Origin of the sequence: Paraburkholderia sp. BL18I3N2 (genome assembly GCF_003001875.1) — a bacterium.
In the GTDB taxonomy this organism is placed as follows: domain Bacteria; phylum Pseudomonadota; class Gammaproteobacteria; order Burkholderiales; family Burkholderiaceae; genus Paraburkholderia; species Paraburkholderia phytofirmans.
Genome location: NZ_PVNC01000011.1, coordinates 194,871 through 214,712, shown reverse-complemented (window position 1 = coordinate 214,712; position 19,842 = coordinate 194,871). Strand labels below are relative to the sequence as shown.

Annotated in this window: 17 protein-coding genes and 1 pseudogene; 3 read left to right on the top strand and 15 right to left on the bottom strand. The window is 64.4% G+C overall.

Features of this window, described 5'->3' with window-relative positions; translation table 11 throughout:
• Positions 1-2 precede the first annotated feature (2 nt).
• The 10 genes from astA to B0G75_RS26080 form a co-directional block, all read right to left on the bottom strand.
• Positions 3-1,043 (bottom strand): arginine N-succinyltransferase, encoded by a 1,041-nt coding sequence (gene astA, locus B0G75_RS26125; RefSeq protein ID WP_106312398.1) that lies wholly within the window; start codon positions 1,041-1,043, stop codon positions 3-5.
• Positions 1,040-2,098 (bottom strand): arginine/ornithine succinyltransferase subunit alpha, encoded by a 1,059-nt coding sequence (gene aruF, locus B0G75_RS26120; protein ID WP_106312395.1) that lies wholly within the window; start codon positions 2,096-2,098, stop codon positions 1,040-1,042. Before aruF ends, astA begins: the two co-directional genes overlap by 4 nt.
• 41 nt (positions 2,099-2,139) lie before the next feature.
• Entirely contained in the window at positions 2,140-3,375 is a 1,236-nt protein-coding gene (locus B0G75_RS26115) for an aspartate aminotransferase family protein (protein ID WP_106312392.1), read from the bottom strand.
• 141 nt (positions 3,376-3,516) lie between these two features.
• Entirely contained in the window at positions 3,517-4,566 is a 1,050-nt protein-coding gene (locus B0G75_RS26110; protein ID WP_106312389.1) for a GlxA family transcriptional regulator, read from the bottom strand.
• Positions 4,567-4,591: 25 nt separating this feature from the next.
• The gene (locus B0G75_RS26105) at positions 4,592-5,383 is read right to left on the bottom strand and encodes an ABC transporter ATP-binding protein (protein WP_012432583.1); all 792 of its coding nucleotides are present in this window, start codon (positions 5,381-5,383) and stop codon (positions 4,592-4,594) included.
• An 81-nt stretch (positions 5,384-5,464) separates the two neighbouring features.
• The gene (locus B0G75_RS26100) at positions 5,465-6,178 is read right to left on the bottom strand and encodes an ABC transporter permease (protein WP_106312386.1); all 714 of its coding nucleotides are present in this window, start codon (positions 6,176-6,178) and stop codon (positions 5,465-5,467) included.
• Positions 6,179-6,182: 4 nt separating this feature from the next.
• Positions 6,183-6,872 carry an ABC transporter permease gene (locus B0G75_RS26095; protein ID WP_012432581.1) on the bottom strand — a complete coding sequence of 230 codons (690 nt, stop codon included), beginning with the start codon at positions 6,870-6,872 and terminating at the stop codon, positions 6,183-6,185.
• A gap of 280 nt (positions 6,873-7,152) precedes the next feature.
• Positions 7,153-8,106, bottom strand: a complete 954-nt coding sequence (locus B0G75_RS26090) for a patatin-like phospholipase family protein (protein WP_012432580.1) — start codon at positions 8,104-8,106, stop codon at positions 7,153-7,155.
• 28 nt (positions 8,107-8,134) lie between these two features.
• Complete coding sequence (locus B0G75_RS26085; RefSeq protein ID WP_106312383.1) at positions 8,135-8,686, bottom strand: hypothetical protein; 552 nt, start codon at positions 8,684-8,686, stop codon at positions 8,135-8,137.
• A 558-nt stretch (positions 8,687-9,244) separates the two neighbouring features.
• Positions 9,245-10,231: an ABC transporter substrate-binding protein gene (locus B0G75_RS26080; protein WP_374956919.1), complete on the bottom strand. Its 987-nt coding sequence runs from the start codon at positions 10,229-10,231 to the stop codon at positions 9,245-9,247.
• A 185-nt stretch (positions 10,232-10,416) separates the two neighbouring features.
• Between B0G75_RS26080 and B0G75_RS26075 the strand changes: the two genes are divergently transcribed.
• Positions 10,417-11,328, top strand: a complete 912-nt coding sequence (locus B0G75_RS26075; protein ID WP_106312380.1) for a LysR family transcriptional regulator — start codon at positions 10,417-10,419, stop codon at positions 11,326-11,328.
• Positions 11,329-11,333: 5 nt separating this feature from the next.
• Here the strand turns inward: B0G75_RS26075 and B0G75_RS26070 are convergent, their stop codons facing one another.
• The 4 genes and pseudogenes from B0G75_RS26070 to B0G75_RS26055 all read right to left on the bottom strand — a co-directional run bounded on the left by B0G75_RS26070 (position 11,334) and on the right by B0G75_RS26055 (position 15,632).
• Positions 11,334-12,935 (bottom strand): rhodanese-related sulfurtransferase, encoded by a 1,602-nt coding sequence (locus B0G75_RS26070; protein WP_106312377.1) that lies wholly within the window; start codon positions 12,933-12,935, stop codon positions 11,334-11,336.
• A complete protein-coding gene (locus B0G75_RS26065) occupies positions 12,932-13,540 on the bottom strand; it encodes a cysteine dioxygenase (RefSeq protein ID WP_106312374.1) in 609 nt (202 codons plus the stop codon). The genes B0G75_RS26070 and B0G75_RS26065 overlap by 4 nt, the downstream gene beginning before the upstream one ends.
• 130 nt (positions 13,541-13,670) lie before the next feature.
• Positions 13,671-14,541 (bottom strand): annotated as a pseudogene (locus B0G75_RS26060) (class II aldolase/adducin family protein).
• Positions 14,542-14,552: 11 nt separating this feature from the next.
• Positions 14,553-15,632 carry an LLM class flavin-dependent oxidoreductase gene (locus B0G75_RS26055; RefSeq protein ID WP_106312371.1) on the bottom strand — a complete coding sequence of 360 codons (1,080 nt, stop codon included), beginning with the start codon at positions 15,630-15,632 and terminating at the stop codon, positions 14,553-14,555.
• 316 nt (positions 15,633-15,948) lie between these two features.
• On the opposite strand from B0G75_RS26055, the gene B0G75_RS26050 reads away from it, so the two are divergent.
• The gene (locus tag B0G75_RS26050; RefSeq protein WP_106312368.1) at positions 15,949-16,944 is read left to right on the top strand and encodes an LLM class flavin-dependent oxidoreductase; all 996 of its coding nucleotides are present in this window, start codon (positions 15,949-15,951) and stop codon (positions 16,942-16,944) included.
• A gap of 87 nt (positions 16,945-17,031) precedes the next feature.
• On the opposite strand, the gene B0G75_RS26045 is transcribed toward B0G75_RS26050, so the two are convergent.
• On the bottom strand, positions 17,032-18,165 hold the full coding sequence (locus B0G75_RS26045; RefSeq protein WP_106312365.1) for an alpha/beta fold hydrolase: 1,134 nt from the start codon (positions 18,163-18,165) through the stop codon (positions 17,032-17,034).
• A 403-nt stretch (positions 18,166-18,568) separates the two neighbouring features.
• Between B0G75_RS26045 and glgC the strand changes: the two genes are divergently transcribed.
• Positions 18,569-19,831 carry a glucose-1-phosphate adenylyltransferase gene (gene glgC, locus B0G75_RS26040; protein ID WP_106312362.1) on the top strand — a complete coding sequence of 421 codons (1,263 nt, stop codon included), beginning with the start codon at positions 18,569-18,571 and terminating at the stop codon, positions 19,829-19,831.
• The last annotated feature ends 11 nt before the right edge of the window (positions 19,832-19,842 follow it).

Below are 19,842 nucleotides of genomic sequence, written 5' to 3'. Positions count from 1 at the left end.
GATCATCCCTGTTTGTGTTTCTGCGGCAGCACGCGCACGAGGTCGCCTGCCTTGACGTCGAGTGCCGCGGCTTCAGTCGCGCTCAGGCGGAACACGCCGTTCTGCGGCACGCCCGCCACCACGCCGACCCGAAAATCGCCCAGCGAGGTGTTCGACACCATCGATTTCGGTCCATCCTGCGGCGCGCCCGAGGCGCTTGCCGTGCCGATTTCAACCGGCACCACCACGCTCTCGCGCACCGTGCGCAAGTCGGCGATATGGCATTCGAGCACCGGACCCGCGTCGAAGATATCGACGTGATTCTCGTAACGCAGCCCTTCCGATTCGAGCATGCGGCGCGCCGGAATCGTGTCGTTATGCGTGAGGCCGACGCATTGCTGCGCCTCTTCCGGCAACAACTCGACATACACCGGATAGCGCGGCATCAGCTCGGCGAGAAATGCCTTTCGGCCATGCGAACTCAGATAGTCCGCCGCGTTGAAATCGATCTGGTAGAAATGCGAGCCGACCGCGCGCCAGAACGGCGAGGTGCCTTCGGCGTCGAAATGGCCGCGCAATTCCGCGCACAGACGCTGCGGAAAACGCTCGCGAAACTGCGCGAGAAACATGAAGCGCGAGCGCGACAGCAAGCCGCCCACGCCGCTCGTGCGATAACGCGGGCTGAGGAACAGCGAGCACACTTCGGCATAACCCGTCAGGTCGTGCGAGATGTTCAGCGCGCGCATGCGCGTCCAGATGCCGAGGTCCTGGCTCGCATGCACCACCGTGCTCACGCGATAGTTGTAAAACGGCTGCTGCAGCCCCACCGCGGTTTCGATGCCGCACACACCGGCGACGTCGCCCGTGTCGGTGTCTTCCATCACGAAGAAGTAGCCGGCTTCATGCGGCTCGGCTTTGTCTTCCATCGTGCGGCGCGCGCGTTCCACGCGTGCCGCGAGTGCGTCGCGATCCGGCTTGAAGGTGGTCAGACCCGGGCCGGTTTCCTGCGCGAGCCGCATGAGCGCGTCCACATCGCCTCGTTGCACAACGCGAACGACGATCATTGTGCCTCTCCCGATTGTTCATCCTGATGCGGCTGGTGCAACCGCACGCAGCGCACCGTATCGCCTTCTTCGACGCCGAGCGCCGCGCGCGCAGCGTGCGGCAACGACGCGCCGGCTTCTTTACCCGCTGCCAATTCGCCGAGCACGCAGCGGAACTCGCCATCGGCGCCGTTATGTGCGATCAGATACGTCGAACCGTCGGCAGACGCATTGTTCTCGTGCACCACACGCGTTTCGTTGCGCGTCACGCAAGCGCTGCGATCCACCTGGGCGGTCAACACCGGGCCCGCGTCGAAAATGTCGATATAGCGATCCGTCTCGAAGCCTTCTTCAAGGTGGATGTCATACGCAAGCAAAGCCTTCGAATCCGGCTCGCCGAGCACGCGCTGCGCCGCCTCGGGCAGCAGCGGCACATAGATCGGATACGTGGGCATCACTTCGGCGATGAACGTGCGGCTGCGGCCACCCGATTCGATCTCGATGTCGGCGAAGTTGCGGCCGAAGAACTTGCGCCCCACCGCTTCCCAGAACGGCGACACGCCGTTCTCGTCAGTGACGCCGAGCAGCAGCGAAAACACCTCGGGTGTGAAGCGTTTGCGATTGGCGGCGATGTACATCATCCGCGCGCGCGACATCAGATGCGCGGCGGCGTCGCCACGCAGCGACGGATCGATGTAGTAGCCCGCGAGGCGGCTCTTGCCGGTCAACTCATGCGACATGGTCAGCGCGTGAATCTTGCGGTTCACATGCAGTTCTCGCGATGCATGAATCAGCGCGTCGTTGCGAAACGCGTAGAACGGGTCCGAATAACCGGCCGCGGCGACAATACTCGCCGTGCCCATCAGCTTGCCGCTCTCCGAATCTTCGAGCACGAACAGATAGAACTCCTCGCCCGGAAAATCGACTTCCGCGCGAAACGAGTCTTCCGATAACGCGACGCGCGCTTCGAGCGCACGCCGGTCGTGCGGCAGGGAATGCAGCACCGGTTGCGCGGTGCGCGCCATATGTTCGAGCGCGTCGAGATCGGCGAGGCGGCCTGGGCGTACGAAGAGCATCATCGTTCCTGTTGAATGTGACGCATGATCAATGCCGTGGATCAGTTCGACGCGGCTTCGGCCTTCGCGCCGACAATGCTGTCGATGGCCTTCGCGAGTCGCTCGAAGCCTTCGTTCATGTCGTCGAGCGGCATGATCAGCGACGGCACGAAACGCAGCACGTCGGGACCGGCCATCAGCATGATCACGCCCTGCTGGCCTGCTGCCGTGACGAAATCTTTCGCGCGGCCCTTGAACGCGTCGGTCAATTCGGCGCCGATCAGAAGACCTCGGCCGCGCACTTCCGTGAACAGACCGAAGCGTTCGTTGAGCTTCGCGAGGTGGCCTTTCAGCGCTTCACTGCGCGAGCGCACGCCTTCGAGCAGCTTCGGGTCGCTGACCAACTCGACCACCTTCTCTGCGATCGCCGCGCCCAACGGATTGCCGCCGTATGTCGTGCCATGCACGCCGACTTTGAAATACGCGGCCAGCTCGTTGGTGGTCAACATCGCGCCGATCGGGAAACCGTTGCCGAGCGCTTTCGCCGTGGTGAGGATGTCCGGCGTCACGCCGGTTTCCTGGTACGCGTAGAAATAGCCGCTGCGGCCCACACCTGTTTGTACCTCGTCAAAAATCAGCAGTGCGCCATGCTGATCGCAGGCTTCGCGCAACGCCTTCAGGAACGCCGGATCCGCCGGGATCACGCCGCCTTCGCCCTGAATCGGCTCGACGATCACCGCGCAGGTTTGCGCGCCGATGGCTTTCTTCGCGGCTTCGATGTCGTTGTACGGCAAGTGAGTGATGCCAGCAGGCACCGGGCCGAAGCCTTCCGAATACTTCGGCTGGCCGCCTACGCTGACCGTGAAGAACGTGCGGCCATGGAACGACTGCGTGAACGAGATGATTTCGTATTTATCCGCGCCGTGGCGGTCGAACGCGACGCGGCGCGCCAGCTTCAACGCGGCCTCGTTCGCTTCCGCGCCCGAGTTGGCGAAGAACGCGCGGTCGGCGAACGTCAGGTCTTCGAGGCGTTTGGCGAGGCGCAGCACCGGCTCGTTGGTGTAACCATTGCCGATATGCCACAGCTTGCCGCCCTGTTCGTGCAGCACGCTCAGCAACTCAGGATGGGCATGGCCCAGAGCGGTGACGGCGATGCCGCCGGCGAAGTCGATATAGTCACGGCCTTGCGTATCCCAGACGCGTGAGCCGAGACCGCGATCCGGTACGAAGGCGGCGGGCGAAAACACCGGCACCATGACTTCGTCGAAGGTCTGGCGCGTCACTGTCAGGTCGTTCATGGCAAATCCTCGTTACAGGTGAGAGGTAATACAGGTAGTGTAGGAAACCGCACGCGATACGTCTTGCGCATACGCGACGCTTTCTATGAGGTTCCACGCGAATCGCGCCGGAGTTTGGCCCGGGCCGCGCGCTCGTTCGCGTCAATCCGCCTGATCCGGCCGCTCGATCAACGCAGCCGGCCGCGGCTCGCTGGCCGCGGCGCCGCTTGCGCCGGTCTGCTTGTCGATCCAGTTACGACGATCCTCGCGCGGTGTGACACCAAAGCGTTCGCGGTACGCATTCGAAAAGTGCGCCGCCGACGAAAACCCGCAAGCCAGGCTGATCTGCACCACCGACTTGCTGGTGCGCTGCAATTGCGTGCGCGCTTTCGAAAGCCGCAGCCCCAGATAGTATTTGGACGGCATCGAGCCGAGATACTGGCGAAACAGGCGCTCCAACTGCCGCCGCGACACGCCGACCAGACCGGCGATCTCGTCGGTGGTGAGCGGGTCTTCGATATTCGCTTCCATCAGCAGCAACGCGTCGTTCAGGCGCGGATGACGCTCGCCCGGCGCGGTCACGAACGGAATGCGCTGACGTTCCTCGCCCGCGCGCAACACGCCCACGCCGAGCGTGTCCGCAATCCGATCCGCGAGTTCGGGGCCGTGCTCGCGGCCGATCATCGCCAGCATGAAGTCGACGGTCGCCTGGCCGCCCGCGCAGGTTGCGCGATCGCGGTCGATTTCGAAGATCTGTTGCGTGACGATGGAGCGTTCGAACTGCTCGGAGAACTGCTGATAGGTTTCCCAGTTCACGCTCACGCGATAGCCGGACAACTGCCCTGCCATGGCGAGCCACCAGACGCCGTGATGAATGCCGGTAACGAGCGGCGTGCGCTGCCCGACGCGTGAGAGGCTGGCGAGAAAGAGACGATAGTCGGCGAATTGCTGAAAGCGCTCGCTGACGATGATCAGCCAGTCGCACGAGATCGCATCGCCGAACGCGGCGTCCGCGGGCCAGTGCGCGCCGCCCGCGAGCGGCACCGCGCGGCCGTCCCACGAGCACACCTGCACGCGGTACAGCGCGCGGCCGTCGATTTCATTGGCGAGATTGAGCGCGTCGACAATCGGCCCGACGCCCGACATCGACACGGGCGGCAAGGCGACGATGGCGACCTGCGTGGTGCGAGCCGGGCTGGACGTGCGAGCCATCGAGTGAATCCGCGCGAACCGCGCGTTACTTCAGGCTGCCGGACAGGAACTGCTTGAGCCGTTCGCTGCGCGGCGCACTGAGCACTTCAGCGGGCAGGCCTTCTTCTTCGGTGCGGCCTTGATGCAGGAACATCACATGATTCGACACGTTGCGCGCGAAACCCATTTCGTGCGTGACGACGATCATCGTGCGGCCTTCTTCGGCGAGCTTCTGCATGACCTTGAGTACTTCACCGACCAGTTCGGGATCGAGCGCGGAAGTCGGTTCGTCGAACAGCATCACGTCGGGGTTCATGGCCAGCGCGCGGGCAATCGCCACACGCTGTTGCTGCCCGCCCGACAGATGCGACGGATACTGTTTTTCGAGGCGCGGCGCGAGACCGACCTTCTCGAGATATTCGCGCGCGCGGTCTTCGGCTTCCTTGCGCTTCAGACCCAGCACGTGAATCGGCGCTTCGACGATGTTCTCGAGCACATTCATGTGCGCCCACAAGTTGAAGTGCTGGAACACCATGGCGAGCTTGGTGCGGATGCGCTGCAACTGCTTGTGATCGGCGACTTCTAGATTGCCGGCGCGATCGGTTTTCGTCTTCACCATCTCGCCGTCGACGACGATCTGCCCGGCGTTCGGCCGTTCGAGGAAATTGATGCAGCGCAAGAAGGTGCTCTTGCCCGACCCGCTCGCGCCGATAATGCTGATCACGTCGCCCTTGTTCGCGTTGAGCGACACGCCCTTGAGCACTTCGTTGTCGCCGTAGCGCTTGTGGATGTCCTGTACGGCGAGCTTGCAAGCTTCGGTTTGAGTCGTGTGGAGCAAGATGCTCTCCCTTTGAAGATACGGATCAATCTACGTGACGGCGCGAGAATAACGCGCCGCCCACTGCAAACACGGCGCGATTCAATGCGTGCGCACCGCCAGGTAACCCAGCCAATGACGCTCGGCGCGCCGGAACAAAGCCACCAGCGCGAACGACACCACGAGGTAAATCAGCGCCGCGAGGCCGAACGCATCGAACGACTGGTAGGTGGCCGAGTTCGCGTCGCGCGCCACCTTCAGGATGTCCGGCACCGTGGCCGTGAAGGCGACCGTGGTGGCGTGCAGCATCAGGATCACTTCGTTACTGTACAACGGCAAGGCCCGGCGCAGCGCGGACGGTATCACAATGCGCCGGTACATCGTGAACCAGCTCATGCCGTAGGCGCGCGCCGCTTCCACTTCACCGTGCGAGGTCGAGCGGATCGCGCCGGCGAAAATCTCCGTGGTGTACGCGCAGGTATTCAGTGCGAAGGCGAGAATCGCACAGTGAAAACCGCTGCGAAAAAAAGCGTCTAGCACTTGATGCGAGCGCACGAATTCGAGGCTGTACATGCCGGTATAGATCAGCAACAGCTGCACGTACAGCGGCGTGCCGCGAAACACGTAAGTGTAAAGACGCACCGGCGTGGAGACCCAGCGCTTCTTCGACACGCGCGCCACCGCCAGCGGAATCGCCGCACAGAAGCCCATCCCGACCGATGCCACCAGCAGCCACAGCGTGACCGCGAGGCCGGACATGCGCTGGCCGTCCCAGTACAGGAACGCGCGCCAGAATTGATTGAGGATGTCGATCATGGTCTCAGAGCTCCGCGTGCCGCACGCCGATCGAATAGCGCTTTTCCAGCCAGATCAGCACGAGATTCGACGCGGTGGTGATCGCCAGATAGATCAGCGCGGCGACCAGGATGAAGAAGAACATGTTGAAGGTGCTTTTGCCGGCGTCCTGCGCGGCTTTGACCACGTCGGCGAGACCGATGATCGACACCAGCGCCGTCGCCTTCACCAGCACCTGCCAGTTGTTGCCGATGCCCGGCAGCGCGAAACGCATCATCTGCGGGAACAGGATGCGCGTGAACACGCGCGCGCCGCTCATGCCGTACGCGCTGCCCGCTTCGAGCTGGCCGCGCGGCACCGCCAGAAACGCGCCGCGAAAGGTCTCGGTGAAGTACGCGCCGTAGATGAAGCCGAGCGTCAGGACGCCGGCCACGAACGGATCGATATCGAACTGCGGGAGGTTCAGCGCGTCGGTGAGATTGTTGACCGCGATCTGGATGCTGTAGAACAGCAGCAGCATCAGCACGAGGTCGGGCACCGAGCGGATCAGCGTCGTATAACCGGTCGCGATTGCCCGCAGCGGGCGGTTGAACGAGAGTTTCGCCGCCGCGCCCGCGAGACCGAGCAGCACGGCGGCCGCCAGCGACAGGACGGACAGCTCGATCGTCTGGATCGTGCCGGCCAGCAGCACCGGACCAAAGCCGTATAGGAACACGCGTGTCTCCATCCAGGTTGTTTGAGGATGTACCGGACGGTGTCGGCTTGTGTCTGCCCCACTCGTCCAGCATGGCGCGCAGTCTCGCAAGCGAAAATTAATTTCTCAAAGGCGCGTGCAGGCTTTGTTGCAATGCAACAAGACGTGCCTTGCGGCGCCGCGCGGCTTGCAGCGCTTGGTTTTGCGGGGAATTGGCGTTTGTCGGGCGGGAAGCGGGAGGGAAGCGCGCGGCGAGCGCCGCCGCGATTTAGCAAGTTTCGGGTCGCTTTTTCGATAGACGCTAATCGATCCCCAGCCTTGCGCGGATCGCCGGCAGCATATATTCCACCGCCGCGCGCCCTTCCTCGATGGCCGGCGCCGCGCGATGAAAGTCAAAAATCCCCATGCCGCCCAGGCGCGGCTGAATCAGGATATCCGCCGGCTCGCCCGCGAGGCGGCTGCGCGTAATCCGCACCTGCATGATGTCGATGCTCTGCGCAATCGAACTCAGCATGGACGGCACGCGTGCGCTCGGTGCGGGCGGCACGCGCACGTCGTCGGTGACGCGTGCGTCGGCGGGCGCGAGCCACTTCGGCCAGGGCTTGCCGTTGCGGCGCAGCGCGAGCGGCGGCGGCGCCGTCGGATCGATGGCGGGCGTATCGACCACCGCGCCGCCGAAATCGCGGCCATTCAGAATGTCGTTGTTCAGATCGACGGCGATCACGCAGTCCGCGCGCATGCCGCGCGCCACCGAAACCGGCACCGGGTTGCTCAAGCCGCCGTCCACCAGCCAGACACCGTTGTGCCACACCGGCGTGAAAATCCCGGGGATCGCAATCGAGGCGCGCACCGCGTCGACCACGCTGCCGTCCTGCAACCAGCTCTCGCGGCCCGAATCGAGTTCGGTGGCGACAGCCGCGAACGGCATGTTCAACTGCGCGATCGAGCGGCCGTTGAATTTGTCGGCGAAGAGCTGGATCACTTTGCGCCCGCCGAGCAGGCCGCCCGAGAGCCGCAGATCGAGCAGGCGCACCACCGTCTGCCACGTGAGCCGCGAGACCCACTCCTCGAGCCAGTCGAGATCGCCGTTCGCGTACACCGCGCCCACCAGCGCGCCGATCGACGTGCCGCAGATCACATCGGGCTTGATGCCCGCATCGTGCAGCGCGCGAATCGCACCGATGTGCGCCCAGCCGCGCGCGGCACCGCCCCCTAACACCAGCCCGATCCGGCTGTATCGACGTCGACGAATCATCTTCTTCCCCGCTTCTGTCTTCTACCTTCTATCGCCCACGGATCACGTCCGAGCGCGATGTCGTGTACACCTTCTGAAACTGGTCGAAATGCACGTTGAAGATACCCTCCTCGGTCACGCCGCCTTCGCGCCACTTCCAGCTCCACACGGTTTCCGGTTTGAGCGGAAACACCGCGACCTGACCGGGCTTGCCGAGCAGGCGGCGCACTTCGTCCTCGCTCATGCCGATGCGGATCTTCGCGAAGTTGGCCGCCGTGAGCACCTGGGTGATTGCCTGCAATTTGCCGTCACGATCGATGTCGACCATGTACGTATTCAGGCCTTGCGGGCCGCGCGGATATTCGAAGCGTTTGGAACCGTCGGTGAAGGTGCGCTCGGTTTCCGGCTTGCCCCACTGGTCGCGGATTTGCGCTTCGGTCGTGACGCCCGGCGTCATGTCCTTGAGCAGCAACGCATCCGGTTTGACGGCGTTGAAGAATTCCTTGAGTTTTTGCACGGCGCGGTCGCTCGATTGGTCGTCGCAACCGGCCAGCGCGACGCACGCGGCCAGCATGGCGACAGTCAGCAGTTTGAGGCTCACAGCGAGTTTTTCCTGTACGGACGCAGGCCGCGAAGGCCGCATCCCGTTGTGTAGTGTCTGCTACAGGATAACCGCGCACGAGGAAAACCGCGAGCGGGCGCGGCAAGGCGGTGTGCGCCGTCATACACGATGGCGCAGGCAAGAGGCGGCGATGGCGGGAGCTCACGTGGCGGAGCACGTTGAAAACCGTCGCCACAAGCAAAAAGGCGACGCTGTGCAAAGCGTCGCCGGGTCGGTCGATACGGTCAACCGGAAATGGAAGCGGCCGTCTGGGCCACCTGAAAACGAAGCACCGCGGACGACGCGCAGCGGTCTGGTTCCGGACGAAGCGGTGAGCAACCTTGGCTGCTCACCTTGCGCCATCGCCGGAATGGCAAACCGCTGCTTGATTGGCCGCCCTGGTCCCTCGATAAGCCTTCCAAGTGCAGTTAATCTAAACGGATTGGCGGGTTTAGACGAGAGCGCGTTTACACCGAATCGGCTGATGATTTGCGTTGCGCAGCGAGGTGGTCAGCGTCTTGCGACGAGACGCTTCAGGCGCGTCGAGGCGCGGCCGTGTCAAGGCAAAGGGAAGCTGCGGTCGAAGCTCGGACGCACGTCCAGATGCGCGCGGATCACGTTGGCGGCTTCGTAGGTATCCGCCGTGCGCTGCTGGGCGGCCACGACGCTGTCGTCGATCGCCACCGGATGCACCTGGCCGCGCTGATAGACGGTCTTCAGCACATCGGTCGGCAGGCCCGTGACGCGCGACTGCATCGTCGCGACTTCGTCGGGATGCGAGAGCGCCCAACGCTGACCGATTGCCACGCGCCGCAGGAAGTCGGCGAGTTGCGCGCGCTTCTCGGTGATCGCGCGTTCAGTCGCGACCTGATAGCTGAGCCCTTCCGAGAGGCCGACACCGTTAGCGATGATGCGGTCGTGATCGCGCGCTTCGCCAAGCGCGGTGTACGGATCCCAGACCGACCATGCATCGACGCTGCCCGAGGCGAGCGCGGCTTTTGCATCGGCGGGCGCGAGGAATACGAAGGTCACGTCGGTGAGCGGCACGTTGGCCTTTTTCAATGCGGCAAGCGCGAGGTAGTGGCCGATCGAGCCGCGCGTCGTGGCAATGCGTTTGCCCTTCAGACTCGCCGCGTCGTTGAGCGGCGACTGCGCGCCGACGACGATCGCCAGATCCAGCGGATTCGAGCGCGTCGCCGCAACCGCCCTCACCCGCGCGCCGGCGGCCAGCGCGAAGACGAGCGGCGCATCGCCGAGACCGCCTACGTCGACCGCGCCCGCATTCAATGCTTCACCGAGCGGTTGCGCCGCCGGGAAGTTGAACCATTCGATCTTGTACGGCAGGTCTTTCAACTGGCCGGACGCTTCGAGAATGCCGCGCGTTTGCAAGGATTGGTCGCCGACCTTGAGCACCGGCACATCGGCTCCATATGAAGGCGCGGCGCACAGCAAGGCCGACGCCGCGAGCGCGGCGACGCCAGGCGCTGTGGACAACGCGCGTTTCAGAAAAGATCGGATTGCGAAAGAAAAACGGGAGGTCGTCATGGGCAGCGCGTACGTCGTGGCAACGAGTGGATTTGCCATCGACGATAAGGCAGGCCTTTGTATAAGACAAACGCATTATTCTGCTAAGCAAATATGCGAAATTTTCTTGCGCGACCCGACGCGATCGCGCGCCGGCGGGGGTATCATCGGGCGGATTCCCGTGCTTCCACCAGTTACCGCTCATCATGAAGATCGACGAAATCGACGCCTACGTCAGCGTGATTCGCTGTCAGTCGCTGCAGCAGGCAGCGCTCGCGCTCGGCCTCACGCAACCAGCAATCACCCGCCGTCTGCAGAATTTCGAAGAGGCGCTCGGCGTCGAACTGCTCGACCGCAATACGCGTCCGCTCAAGGCGACAGCCACGGGACGCATCGTCTACGAACAATGCCGCGTGATCCAACGCGAACTCGACGTGCTGCGCGAAATCGTCGCCACGGATACACCGCCGGTCGGCACGCTGCGTCTCGGCGTCGCGCAGACCATCGCGGATATCGCGCTGAGCGAGGCGATGCGCGGCCTGAAGACGGACTATCCGGATCTGCAGGCGCGCGCGTCGACCGGCTGGGGCAGCCAGTTGTTGCAACGCGTGGAACAGGGCGAGCTCGACGCCGCCGCGATCCTGCTGCCCAGCAACAAGACCTTCGACGACGCGCTATCGGCCCGCTCGCTCGGCCGCATCAAACTGGCGGTGGTCGCGCAGAAAGGCCTGCTGAAAAAGCGCGCGCATACGCTGGCGGAATGCCAGTCGATCGGCTGGGTGTTGAACCCGGACGGCTGCGGTTTCCGCGACGGCTTGCAACGCGCGCTCACCGGACTCGGGCTCGCCCTCAAGCTGAACCTGGAAACGCTCGGCACCGAGTTGCAATTGCAGCTCGTCGCGCACGGCAACGGTCTTGGCCTCGTGCCGCTGCCTTTACTCCAGGCGAGCGCTCACGCGCACACGCTCGATATCATTCCGATCAGCGACTTCAAGCCGCTCATCGATATCTGGCTCGTACAGCCGCGCGTGCTCGGCAAACTGCAACAGCCGGTCGAGCGCTTCGGCGCGGCTGTCGAACGGCAGTTCAAGGAAGCACGCGCGCAGCGCGCGGCCTGAGGCGCTCAGATTACGCGAAACCCATGCGTGCCATCGCGCCCGAGTTGCGCGACGAGACCATACTCCCATTCCAGATACGCGTTCATCGCTTCGCGCGCGTTGTCGGTGCCCTCATAAGGACGGCGGTAACGATCGATGCGCGCCGACGCCATGCGCGTCTCGCCGCTCTCCACCGGCAAGCCCGCTTCGATCCACGCCGCCGTACCGCCGCTCAGCACCTGCACCGGTTTGCCAGTCAGCGCCGCAACGTCGGGCGCGGCGAAGCGCGCCAGCTGGCTGCTGCCGCAGGTCACCACATAACGCTGCGCGTCCGGCAGCTTGTGCAGCGCCTTTTCGAGTTCGCCGCGAATCACGAACCACGCGCCGGGAATATGGCGCTTCACATAGTTCGCGCTGCTGGTGAAATCGAGCACGGCGGTGCCGCGCGATTGCAGCAGCGTGACCAGTCCGGCCGGCGTGATTTCATCGGCGTCGGGCGGCGTGGGCGCGTGGCGGACCGCAGGCGCCGCGCCCTTCTCGCCGAAGTCCGCCGCCATCAAACCATCGACGACATACACCTCGACGTTCATCTGCGCGAGCCACGACGCGGTCATGTTCGCGCGCACGCCGTCGTTGTCCGCGAGGATCACGCGCGCGCCGCGCACCGGCGCGAACATGTCGGTTTCCTGCACGAGCTGGCCGCCCGGCGCGCTGCGAAACCCGGGCACGTGGCCCGCTTCGTATTCTTCCGGCGTGCGCACGTCGAAGCGATATACCGTGCGTACCGCTTCGCCGGCCCAGCGGCGTGCTTCGTCGCGTGACGTGCGGCCCACCCTCGCGCGATCCGCCACGGCGCGCGCCGAGTCGGCGGCGGCGAGGCGCAGCTGATCGTCGACGATCGGCTCGAAGCGGCGCGAACTGCCGTGCGCGAGCGCCTGACCGGCCAGCGTCCAGCCGATCGTGCCATTGCGCAGCGCCACGACCGGATTCGGCACGCCCGCATTGATCAGCGACTGCGCGCCGATGATGCTGCGCGTGCGCCCCGCGCAATTGACGATGATCCGCGTCGCCGGATTCGGCGCAAGCTGACGCGCGCGCAGCACCAGCTCCGCGCCCGGCACGCTGATGCTGCCGGGAATGTTCATGGTTTGATATTCGTCGAAGCGGCGTGCGTCGAGCACCACCGCGTCGGCTTCATGATCGAGCAGCGCCTGCACTTGCGGCGCGGCCAGCGACGGCGTATGACGCACGCTTTCCACCAGTTCGCCGAACGCCTTGCTCGGCACGTTGACGTCCTGGAATAGTTCGCCGCCGGCCTCGCGCCAACCTTGCAAACCGCCTTCGAGCAAGGCGACGTCGGTATAGCCCAGCTCGCCCAGACGGCGCGCGGCACGTTCGGCGAGTCCTTCGCCGGAATCGAACACTACGATCGGCACCGCCTGGCGCGGCAAGCGCACGGGCGCGTCGAGTTCGAGCCGCGACAGCGGCAGATTGGCGGCGAACAGCGGATGACTGCGGGCGTGCGGATCTTCCTCGCGCACGTCGACGAGCGCGATTTCCTCGCGCTCGAGCAGTGCGCGGCGCACGTCTTCGAATGATCGGGTACGAAATGCCTGAACGAAACTCATGAGATCGGGGACTCCTTCGCAACATTCCAGATATTCGGCAACACGTCGTTCGCGTAGCCGGAGATAAACGGCTTGCGGGCGGCGCCGCCCGGATAGACGGACCGCCTCACCGCACCGATATTTGCACCGTACACGTGAATGCTGATCGACGTACGGTCACCAAAAGCATTACTCACACGATGAATATCGCCGATGCGCGGCGACACCGCATCCACGGCGCCGGCGTCGAGCCGCTCGGCCGCGCCGTTTTTTTGCAGCGCGCCGTCTTCGGCGATACGGTAGCCCTGCGCAATTTCCGCGCCACGCAGCACGCCGATCAAACCCCACACGGTGTGATCGTGCACCGGCGTCGCCTGCCCGGGTCCCCACACAAAACTGACGATTGAGAAACGCTGCCGCGCATCCGCGTACAGCAGGTACTGCTGATACCGCGCGGGACCGGGTTGCGCGAAGGCGTCGGGCAACCAGTCGTCATGCGCGATCAGTTCGCGCAGCGCGGCGCCGCCGTGTTCCAGCAGATGCGCTTCGGGCGCCGCTTCGTCGACGAGCGACGCAATCCGGCCGGCGAACGCGCGCAGGCGGTCCGGCCTCAGGGCTTGGGTCATCGATAGTTCAAAAGATAGGTTTGGATGGCGCTGATTGGCGGCGCTCAAGCACGGTGCGACACCGACGCGCCGCTCGACCACTGGCGGCACGCGCGAAGGATTCGAACCTTGAGTCGTCGTGTGGAAGCGTTCAGGTGAGGACGTCGGGCTCGGCTTCGACCAGCCCTTCCAGCAAGCTCTGGAACGCGAACAGCGCGCCGCTCGCGCGGCCGACCTGCTCATGCGTGAGCGCGGCCATGTCGTGCGGAATCGCTTGCGGCGTGCCCGCGGCTTCAGCGAGCAGTTGTGCGTGGCTTCAGCGAGCAGTTGCGCGTGGCTTCAGCGAGCAGTTGCGCGTGGCATGCGTTCTCGAGCGCGATGTACCACCACGCCGCCGCTTCCACGCTCGGGCCGGCCGTGAGAATGCCGTGGTTCTTCAGGATCACCGCGCGGCGCTCGCCGAGCGCCGCGGCGATGCGCGCGCCTTCTCCGGTATCGAGCACGACGCCGCGAAAGTCGTCGAATAACGCGTGGTCCTGGTAGAACGCGCAGGAGTCCTGGGTGAGCGGATCGAGCGTGCGGCCCAGCGTCGACCACGCCTTGCCATACAGCGAATGCGTGTGCGCCGCCGCGATCACATCGGGGCGTGCTTCGTGAATCGCCGCGTGAATTGCGAAGGCCGCCTGATTCACCGGCCCCTCGCCGACCACGATCTCGCCCTCGGCATTCACCAGTAACAGATCTGACACGCGGATGCGGCTGAAATGCTTGCCGAACGGATTCACCCAGAAGTGATCTGGCCACTCCGGATCGCGCGCGGTGATGTGGCCGGCGAGCCCCTGATCGAAACCGTAGCGCGCGAACAGACGAAACGCCACCGCGAGCCGCTCCTGCCGGTAACGGCGTTCCGCCGCGATGCTCTCGCGCGGCGGGACGTCGTCGAACCAGAATTTGCGCAGCGGCGCGTGACGCTGGATCGCCGGCGGTTCCTTTGAGAAGGCAGTGAGAGAGAGATCGGTCATCGCGCCTCCGTTCACGCCGCCACGCGCTCGACGCGCGCGATGCGTTCGCGTGTGGCGGGAATCAGTTCGCGACCGTAGTCGACGGCGTCTTCCAGCGGGTCGAAGCCGCGGATGAGGAACGTCGAGACGCCGAGCGCGTAATACTCGGCGAGCGTGTCGGCCACCTGTTCCGGCGTGCCGACCAGCGCGGTCGAATTCGAGCGTCCGCCGATTTCTTTCGCGACGCCGGTCCACAAACGCTCGTCCGCGCGATCCGATTCGCCCGATGCCGCCAGCAAGCGTCGCGCCCCTTCGCTCTGCGCCGGACCGCCCACGCCGATACCTTGCGCCGCGCGCAGCCGCTTCGTCTCTTCGAGAATATGTTCCGCGCGCTCCCACGCCGCCGCTTCCGTGGCCGCGAGAATCGGCCGGAACGACACCGAGAAGCGCACGCTGCGGCCGTGCTTCGCGGCTTCCGCGCGCACGCGGGCGACCTGCTCGCGCACCTGCGCCTTCGACTCGCCCCATAGCGCGTACACGTCCGCATGACGGCCGGCGATTTCGAGCGCGGGCGCCGACGCGCCACCGAAATACACCGGAATATGCGGCTGCTGCACAGGCTTCACTTCCGAGTAGCCCTGTTCGAAGCGGTAGTACTGGCCGTTGTGATCGAACGGTTTGGTTTCGGTCCAGATGCGCCGCAGAATATGCAGGTACTCGTCGGTGCGGGCGTAGCGTTCGTCGTGAGAAAGGAAGTCGCCGTCGCGGCGCTGATCGGTGTCGTCGCCGCCGGAGATGATGTGCACCGCGAGGCGGCCGCCCGAATAATGATCGAGCGTTGCCAATTGACGGGCGGCAAGCGTCGGCGCGACAAACCCCGGTCGATGCGCGAGCATGAAGTGCACCTTGCTGGTCACACTCGCCGCGTGCGCGACGGTCAACAGCGCATCGGGGCTGGTGGCATGATGCGGTACGAGGATGCGGTCGAAGCCCGCTTCTTCATGCGCGCGCGCAAACTGCTCGACGTAATCGACGTCGATGACGGGACCGTGCGCCGCGTGGATCTCGGACACCTTGCGGGTTTGGATCATGCCGATGAATTCGATGGACACGTTCGTGTCTCCCTGAATGGTTTGCGCCCGGCGGGGCGGTGACGTGGCTGGCTGGATGCATGGCTTTCTTGCGAGGGGTTAAGGTAGCAGCGCGACATGCGCTTGTTAAATATTGATCGGCCATATCTATATCGGATTTGCATGTAACGCTTATGCGTTTCCCGCTCGGCGTTTTGCCGTTTCGGCTCTTTCACGCCCTGCGCGAGCAAACCCCCTTTCGCGAACGTGGACATCGCGGCACCGTCAGCAGAAAAGCACAACCTTTGCGAGAATGCCCCATCGCGCGACAGCGCCGGAAACAACAAGTGAACAGACAATGATCCCCTTCTCAGTCCTCGACCTCTCGCCGGTCACCGCGGGTGCCACGCCGGCCGACGCGTTCAGGAATACGCTCGACCTCGCGCAGCACGCGGAAAAATGGAACTACCGCCGCTTCTGGCTCGCGGAGCATCACAACATGACGGGCATTGCCAGCGCCGCGACTTCGGTGGTGATCGGCTATGTCGCGGGCGGCACGAAAACGATCCGCGTCGGCTCGGGCGGCATCATGCTGCCGAACCATGCGCCGCTCGTCATCGCCGAACAGTTCGGCACGCTCGCGTCGCTTTATCCCGACCGTATCGACCTGGGCCTGGGCCGCGCGCCCGGCACCGATCAGAGCACCGCGCGCGCGTTGCGCCGCGATCTGCAAAATAGCGCGGACTCGTTCCCTGACGACGTCGTCGAATTGCAGCGTTATTTCGCCGACCCCGTGCCGGGCCAGCGCATTCGCGCGGTGCCGGGCGCGGGGCTGAACGTGCCGCTGTGGCTGCTCGGCTCGTCGCTCTTCAGCGCGCAACTCGCGGCGGCGCTCGGCCTGCCGTTCGCCTTCGCATCGCATTTCGCGCCGGACTATATGCTCACGGCGTTGCAGGTGTATCGCTCGCAATTCCGTCCGTCGGCCGCGCTCGATAAACCGTACGCGATGGTCGGCGTGAATCTGTTCGCCGCGGATACGAATGAAGAAGCAAAACGCCTATTCACCTCGTTGCAGCAGCAGTTCATCAATCTGCGACGCGGCACGCCGGGTCAGTTGCAACCGCCGGTCGAACGGCTCGAGGCTTCGGAGATGGAATTGAATGGCGTGGCGCACTCGCTCGCGTGCACTGTGCTGGGCGATCGCGACACGGTGCGCGAAGGCTTGAAGTCGGTCATCGAGCAGACCGGTGCCGATGAATTGATGCTGACCGCGCAGATTTACGATCACAAGGCGCGGCTGCGCTCATTCGAGATCGGCGCGCAAGTGCGTGAGGAATTGGCGGGCGGCAAATAAGACAGGTAACTCCGTCGGCGAATGTGAAAAGGGCAGCCCGTGGCTGCCCTTTTTTGTCGATCGGCGCGACTCGGCCGCGCCACCGATTCATTGGTTCGCCGGCACCGCCGCGAGACCATCCAGCAACGCTTTATGAAACGCCTGCGGATCCTGCATCTGCGGCGCATGCCCCAGTTCGGCGAATTCGACTAGCGTGGCGTGCGGGATCGCCTTTGCGGCGGCCTTGCCGAGTTCCGGATAATGGCCGAGTTTTGCGCGCACTTCGGCGGGCGCAGCGTCCTTGGCGATCGCCGTGGTGTCCTTCTGGCCGATCAGCAGCAGCGTCGGCATGTTCAACTGGCCCAGTTCGTACACCACCGGCTGCGTATAAATCATGTCGTACAGCAGCGCGGAATTCCACGCGACGATCTGCTTGCCCGGACCGCGATACATGCCCGCCAGCATCTGCACCCACGGTTCGTAGCTCGCGCGCCATTGTCCGGCGTAGTAGCTGGACTGCTCGTAGCGGCGAATGCTTTCGGCGGTCGTCTTCAACTCGCGCTCGTACCACTCGTCCACGGACAGCGAGGGCACGCCCTTGGCCTTCCAGTCCTCCAGACCGATCGGGTTGACCAGCACTAGTTGCTGCGTCTCGTGCGGATACATCAGCGCGTAGCGGATCGCCAGCATGCCGCCGGTGGAATGCCCGATCACCGTCGCGTCGGTCACGCCGAGCGATTCCAGCAACGCATGCGTATTGCGCGCGAGCTGTTGAAAACTGTACTGATAGTGCTCGGGCTTGCTCGACTTGCAAAAGCCGATCTGGTCCGGTGCGATCACGCGATAACCGGCATCGCTCAGCCGATGAATGGTCGCGTCCCACGTCGCCGCGCAGAAGTTCTTGCCGTGCAGCAGCACCGCCGTGCGGCCGTTCGCCTTGGCCGGCTTGATATCGATGTACGCCATATGCAGCGCCACCCCTTGCGAGGTGAAGTCGTACTGGCTGACCGGCTCCGGGTAGTTGAAGCCCTCCAACTCGGGGCCGTACGCCGGACCGGTATCGCCGGCGACACTCGAGGTGGCGGAAGCGGCCTGGCTGGCCGGACTCCGTGCTTCGACGCGCGCGGGCGCGGCGGCGCTCGCCGGCGTGGCGGCGGAAGCCGCAAAAACGGCGGGCGTGGAGGTCGCGGCTAGCGCGCAAACGCTCAACGTGGCGAGCAAAAACAGGCGGCGAAAACTCATCGAGGTTTTTTCAAAAAGGAAAACACGGCGAGGCATGCGCGGCAAACGCACGGTGAGACCAGCGCCCAAACCTCCGGCCGGGAGCGCACAATTCTACGACGCGCGGCCCGGCTATGCTCCCGCCGGCGCAAGCCGACAGCGCCACGGCGCGTGTGGCACGCATATTGCGATGCCTCACCTCACGCTCTATGTGTCGTGCCGCACGGATCGCCTCGGTGCAAGGGTTGATCGTGCGCAAGGTGGGCGCACGAGCGGCGTCCGCACAATTCTGACTACTCGCGCGCGGCAAATCAGTGCTAGAACTAGCAGACGGGCCGGCGAAGACGGAACCGGCGCGCAGCAGGATTCATCAGTGGAGAGCAAGCGACCCACCCACCCGGGGCATACTAATCAGGAGACAGACATGGACACTCCGGCACGGCTGAACGATCTGCAACGCACTACCCTCGCCATCGTCCTTGCGGGCGGACGGGGCACGCGGCTCGGGCCGCTTACCAACAAACGCGTCAAGCCGGCGGTGCACTTCGGCGGCAAATACCGGATCATCGATTTCGCGCTCTCCAACTGTCTGAACTCCGGCATCCGCCGCATCGCGGTCGTCACGCAATACAAGGCGCACTCGCTCTTGCGCCACTTGCAGCGCGGCTGGAGTTTCCTGCGCGGCGAAATGGGCGAATTCATCGACTTGTGGCCCGCGCAGCAGCGCGTGGAAGGCGCGCACTGGTATCGCGGCACAGCGGACGCCGTATTTCAGAACCTCGACATCATCCGTTCGATCCGGCCGAAATACGTGGTGGTGCTGGCGGGCGACCACATCTACAAGATGGACTACACGCGCATGATCGCCGACCACGCGGAGAGCGGCGCCGATTGCACGGTCGGCTGTATCGAGGTGCCGCGCATGGAGGCGGTGGCCTTCGGCGTGATGCACGTCGACGCAAACCGCCGCGTGACCGACTTCCTGGAAAAGCCCGCCGATCCGCCCTGCATTCCGGGCCGCCCGGATACGGCGCTGGCCAGCATGGGCATCTACGTGTTCAGCGCGGATTACCTCTATTCGCTGCTCGAAGAGAACATCTCCACCATCGACACCGATCACGACTTCGGCAAGGACATCCTGCCGCGTGTGGTCACGCAAGGCACGGCGATCGCGCATCCGTTCAGCATGTCGTGCGTGTCATCGGATCCGAACGTTGAGCCGTACTGGCGCGACGTCGGCACGATCGACGCCTACTGGGCCGCCAATCTCGACCTCGCCTCCACCATCCCGACGCTCGATCTCTACGACCGCAACTGGCCGATCTGGACGTACCAGGAGCAGTTGCCGCCCGCCAAGTTCGTGCGCGACATGAAAGGGCTGCAAGGCTCGGGCAATAATCTGATCGTGTGCGGCGGCTGCGTGATCTCGGGCTCGCAGATTTCGCGCTCGGTGCTCTCGTCGGATGTCAAAGTGAGTTCATTCTGTAACATCAATGAGGCAGTCTTGTTGCCGCAGGTCACCGTCGGCCCGAGCTGCCGGCTGCAGAAAGTGGTGATAGACCGCGGCTGCGCGATACCGGAGGGCACGGTGATCGGCGAAGATCCGGTGAGCGACGCCGAGCGCTTCTACCGTACGGACGACGGCGTCGTGCTGGTCACGCCGGAGGCGCTGCGGCAGAAGATCTAGTCAGGCCGGCT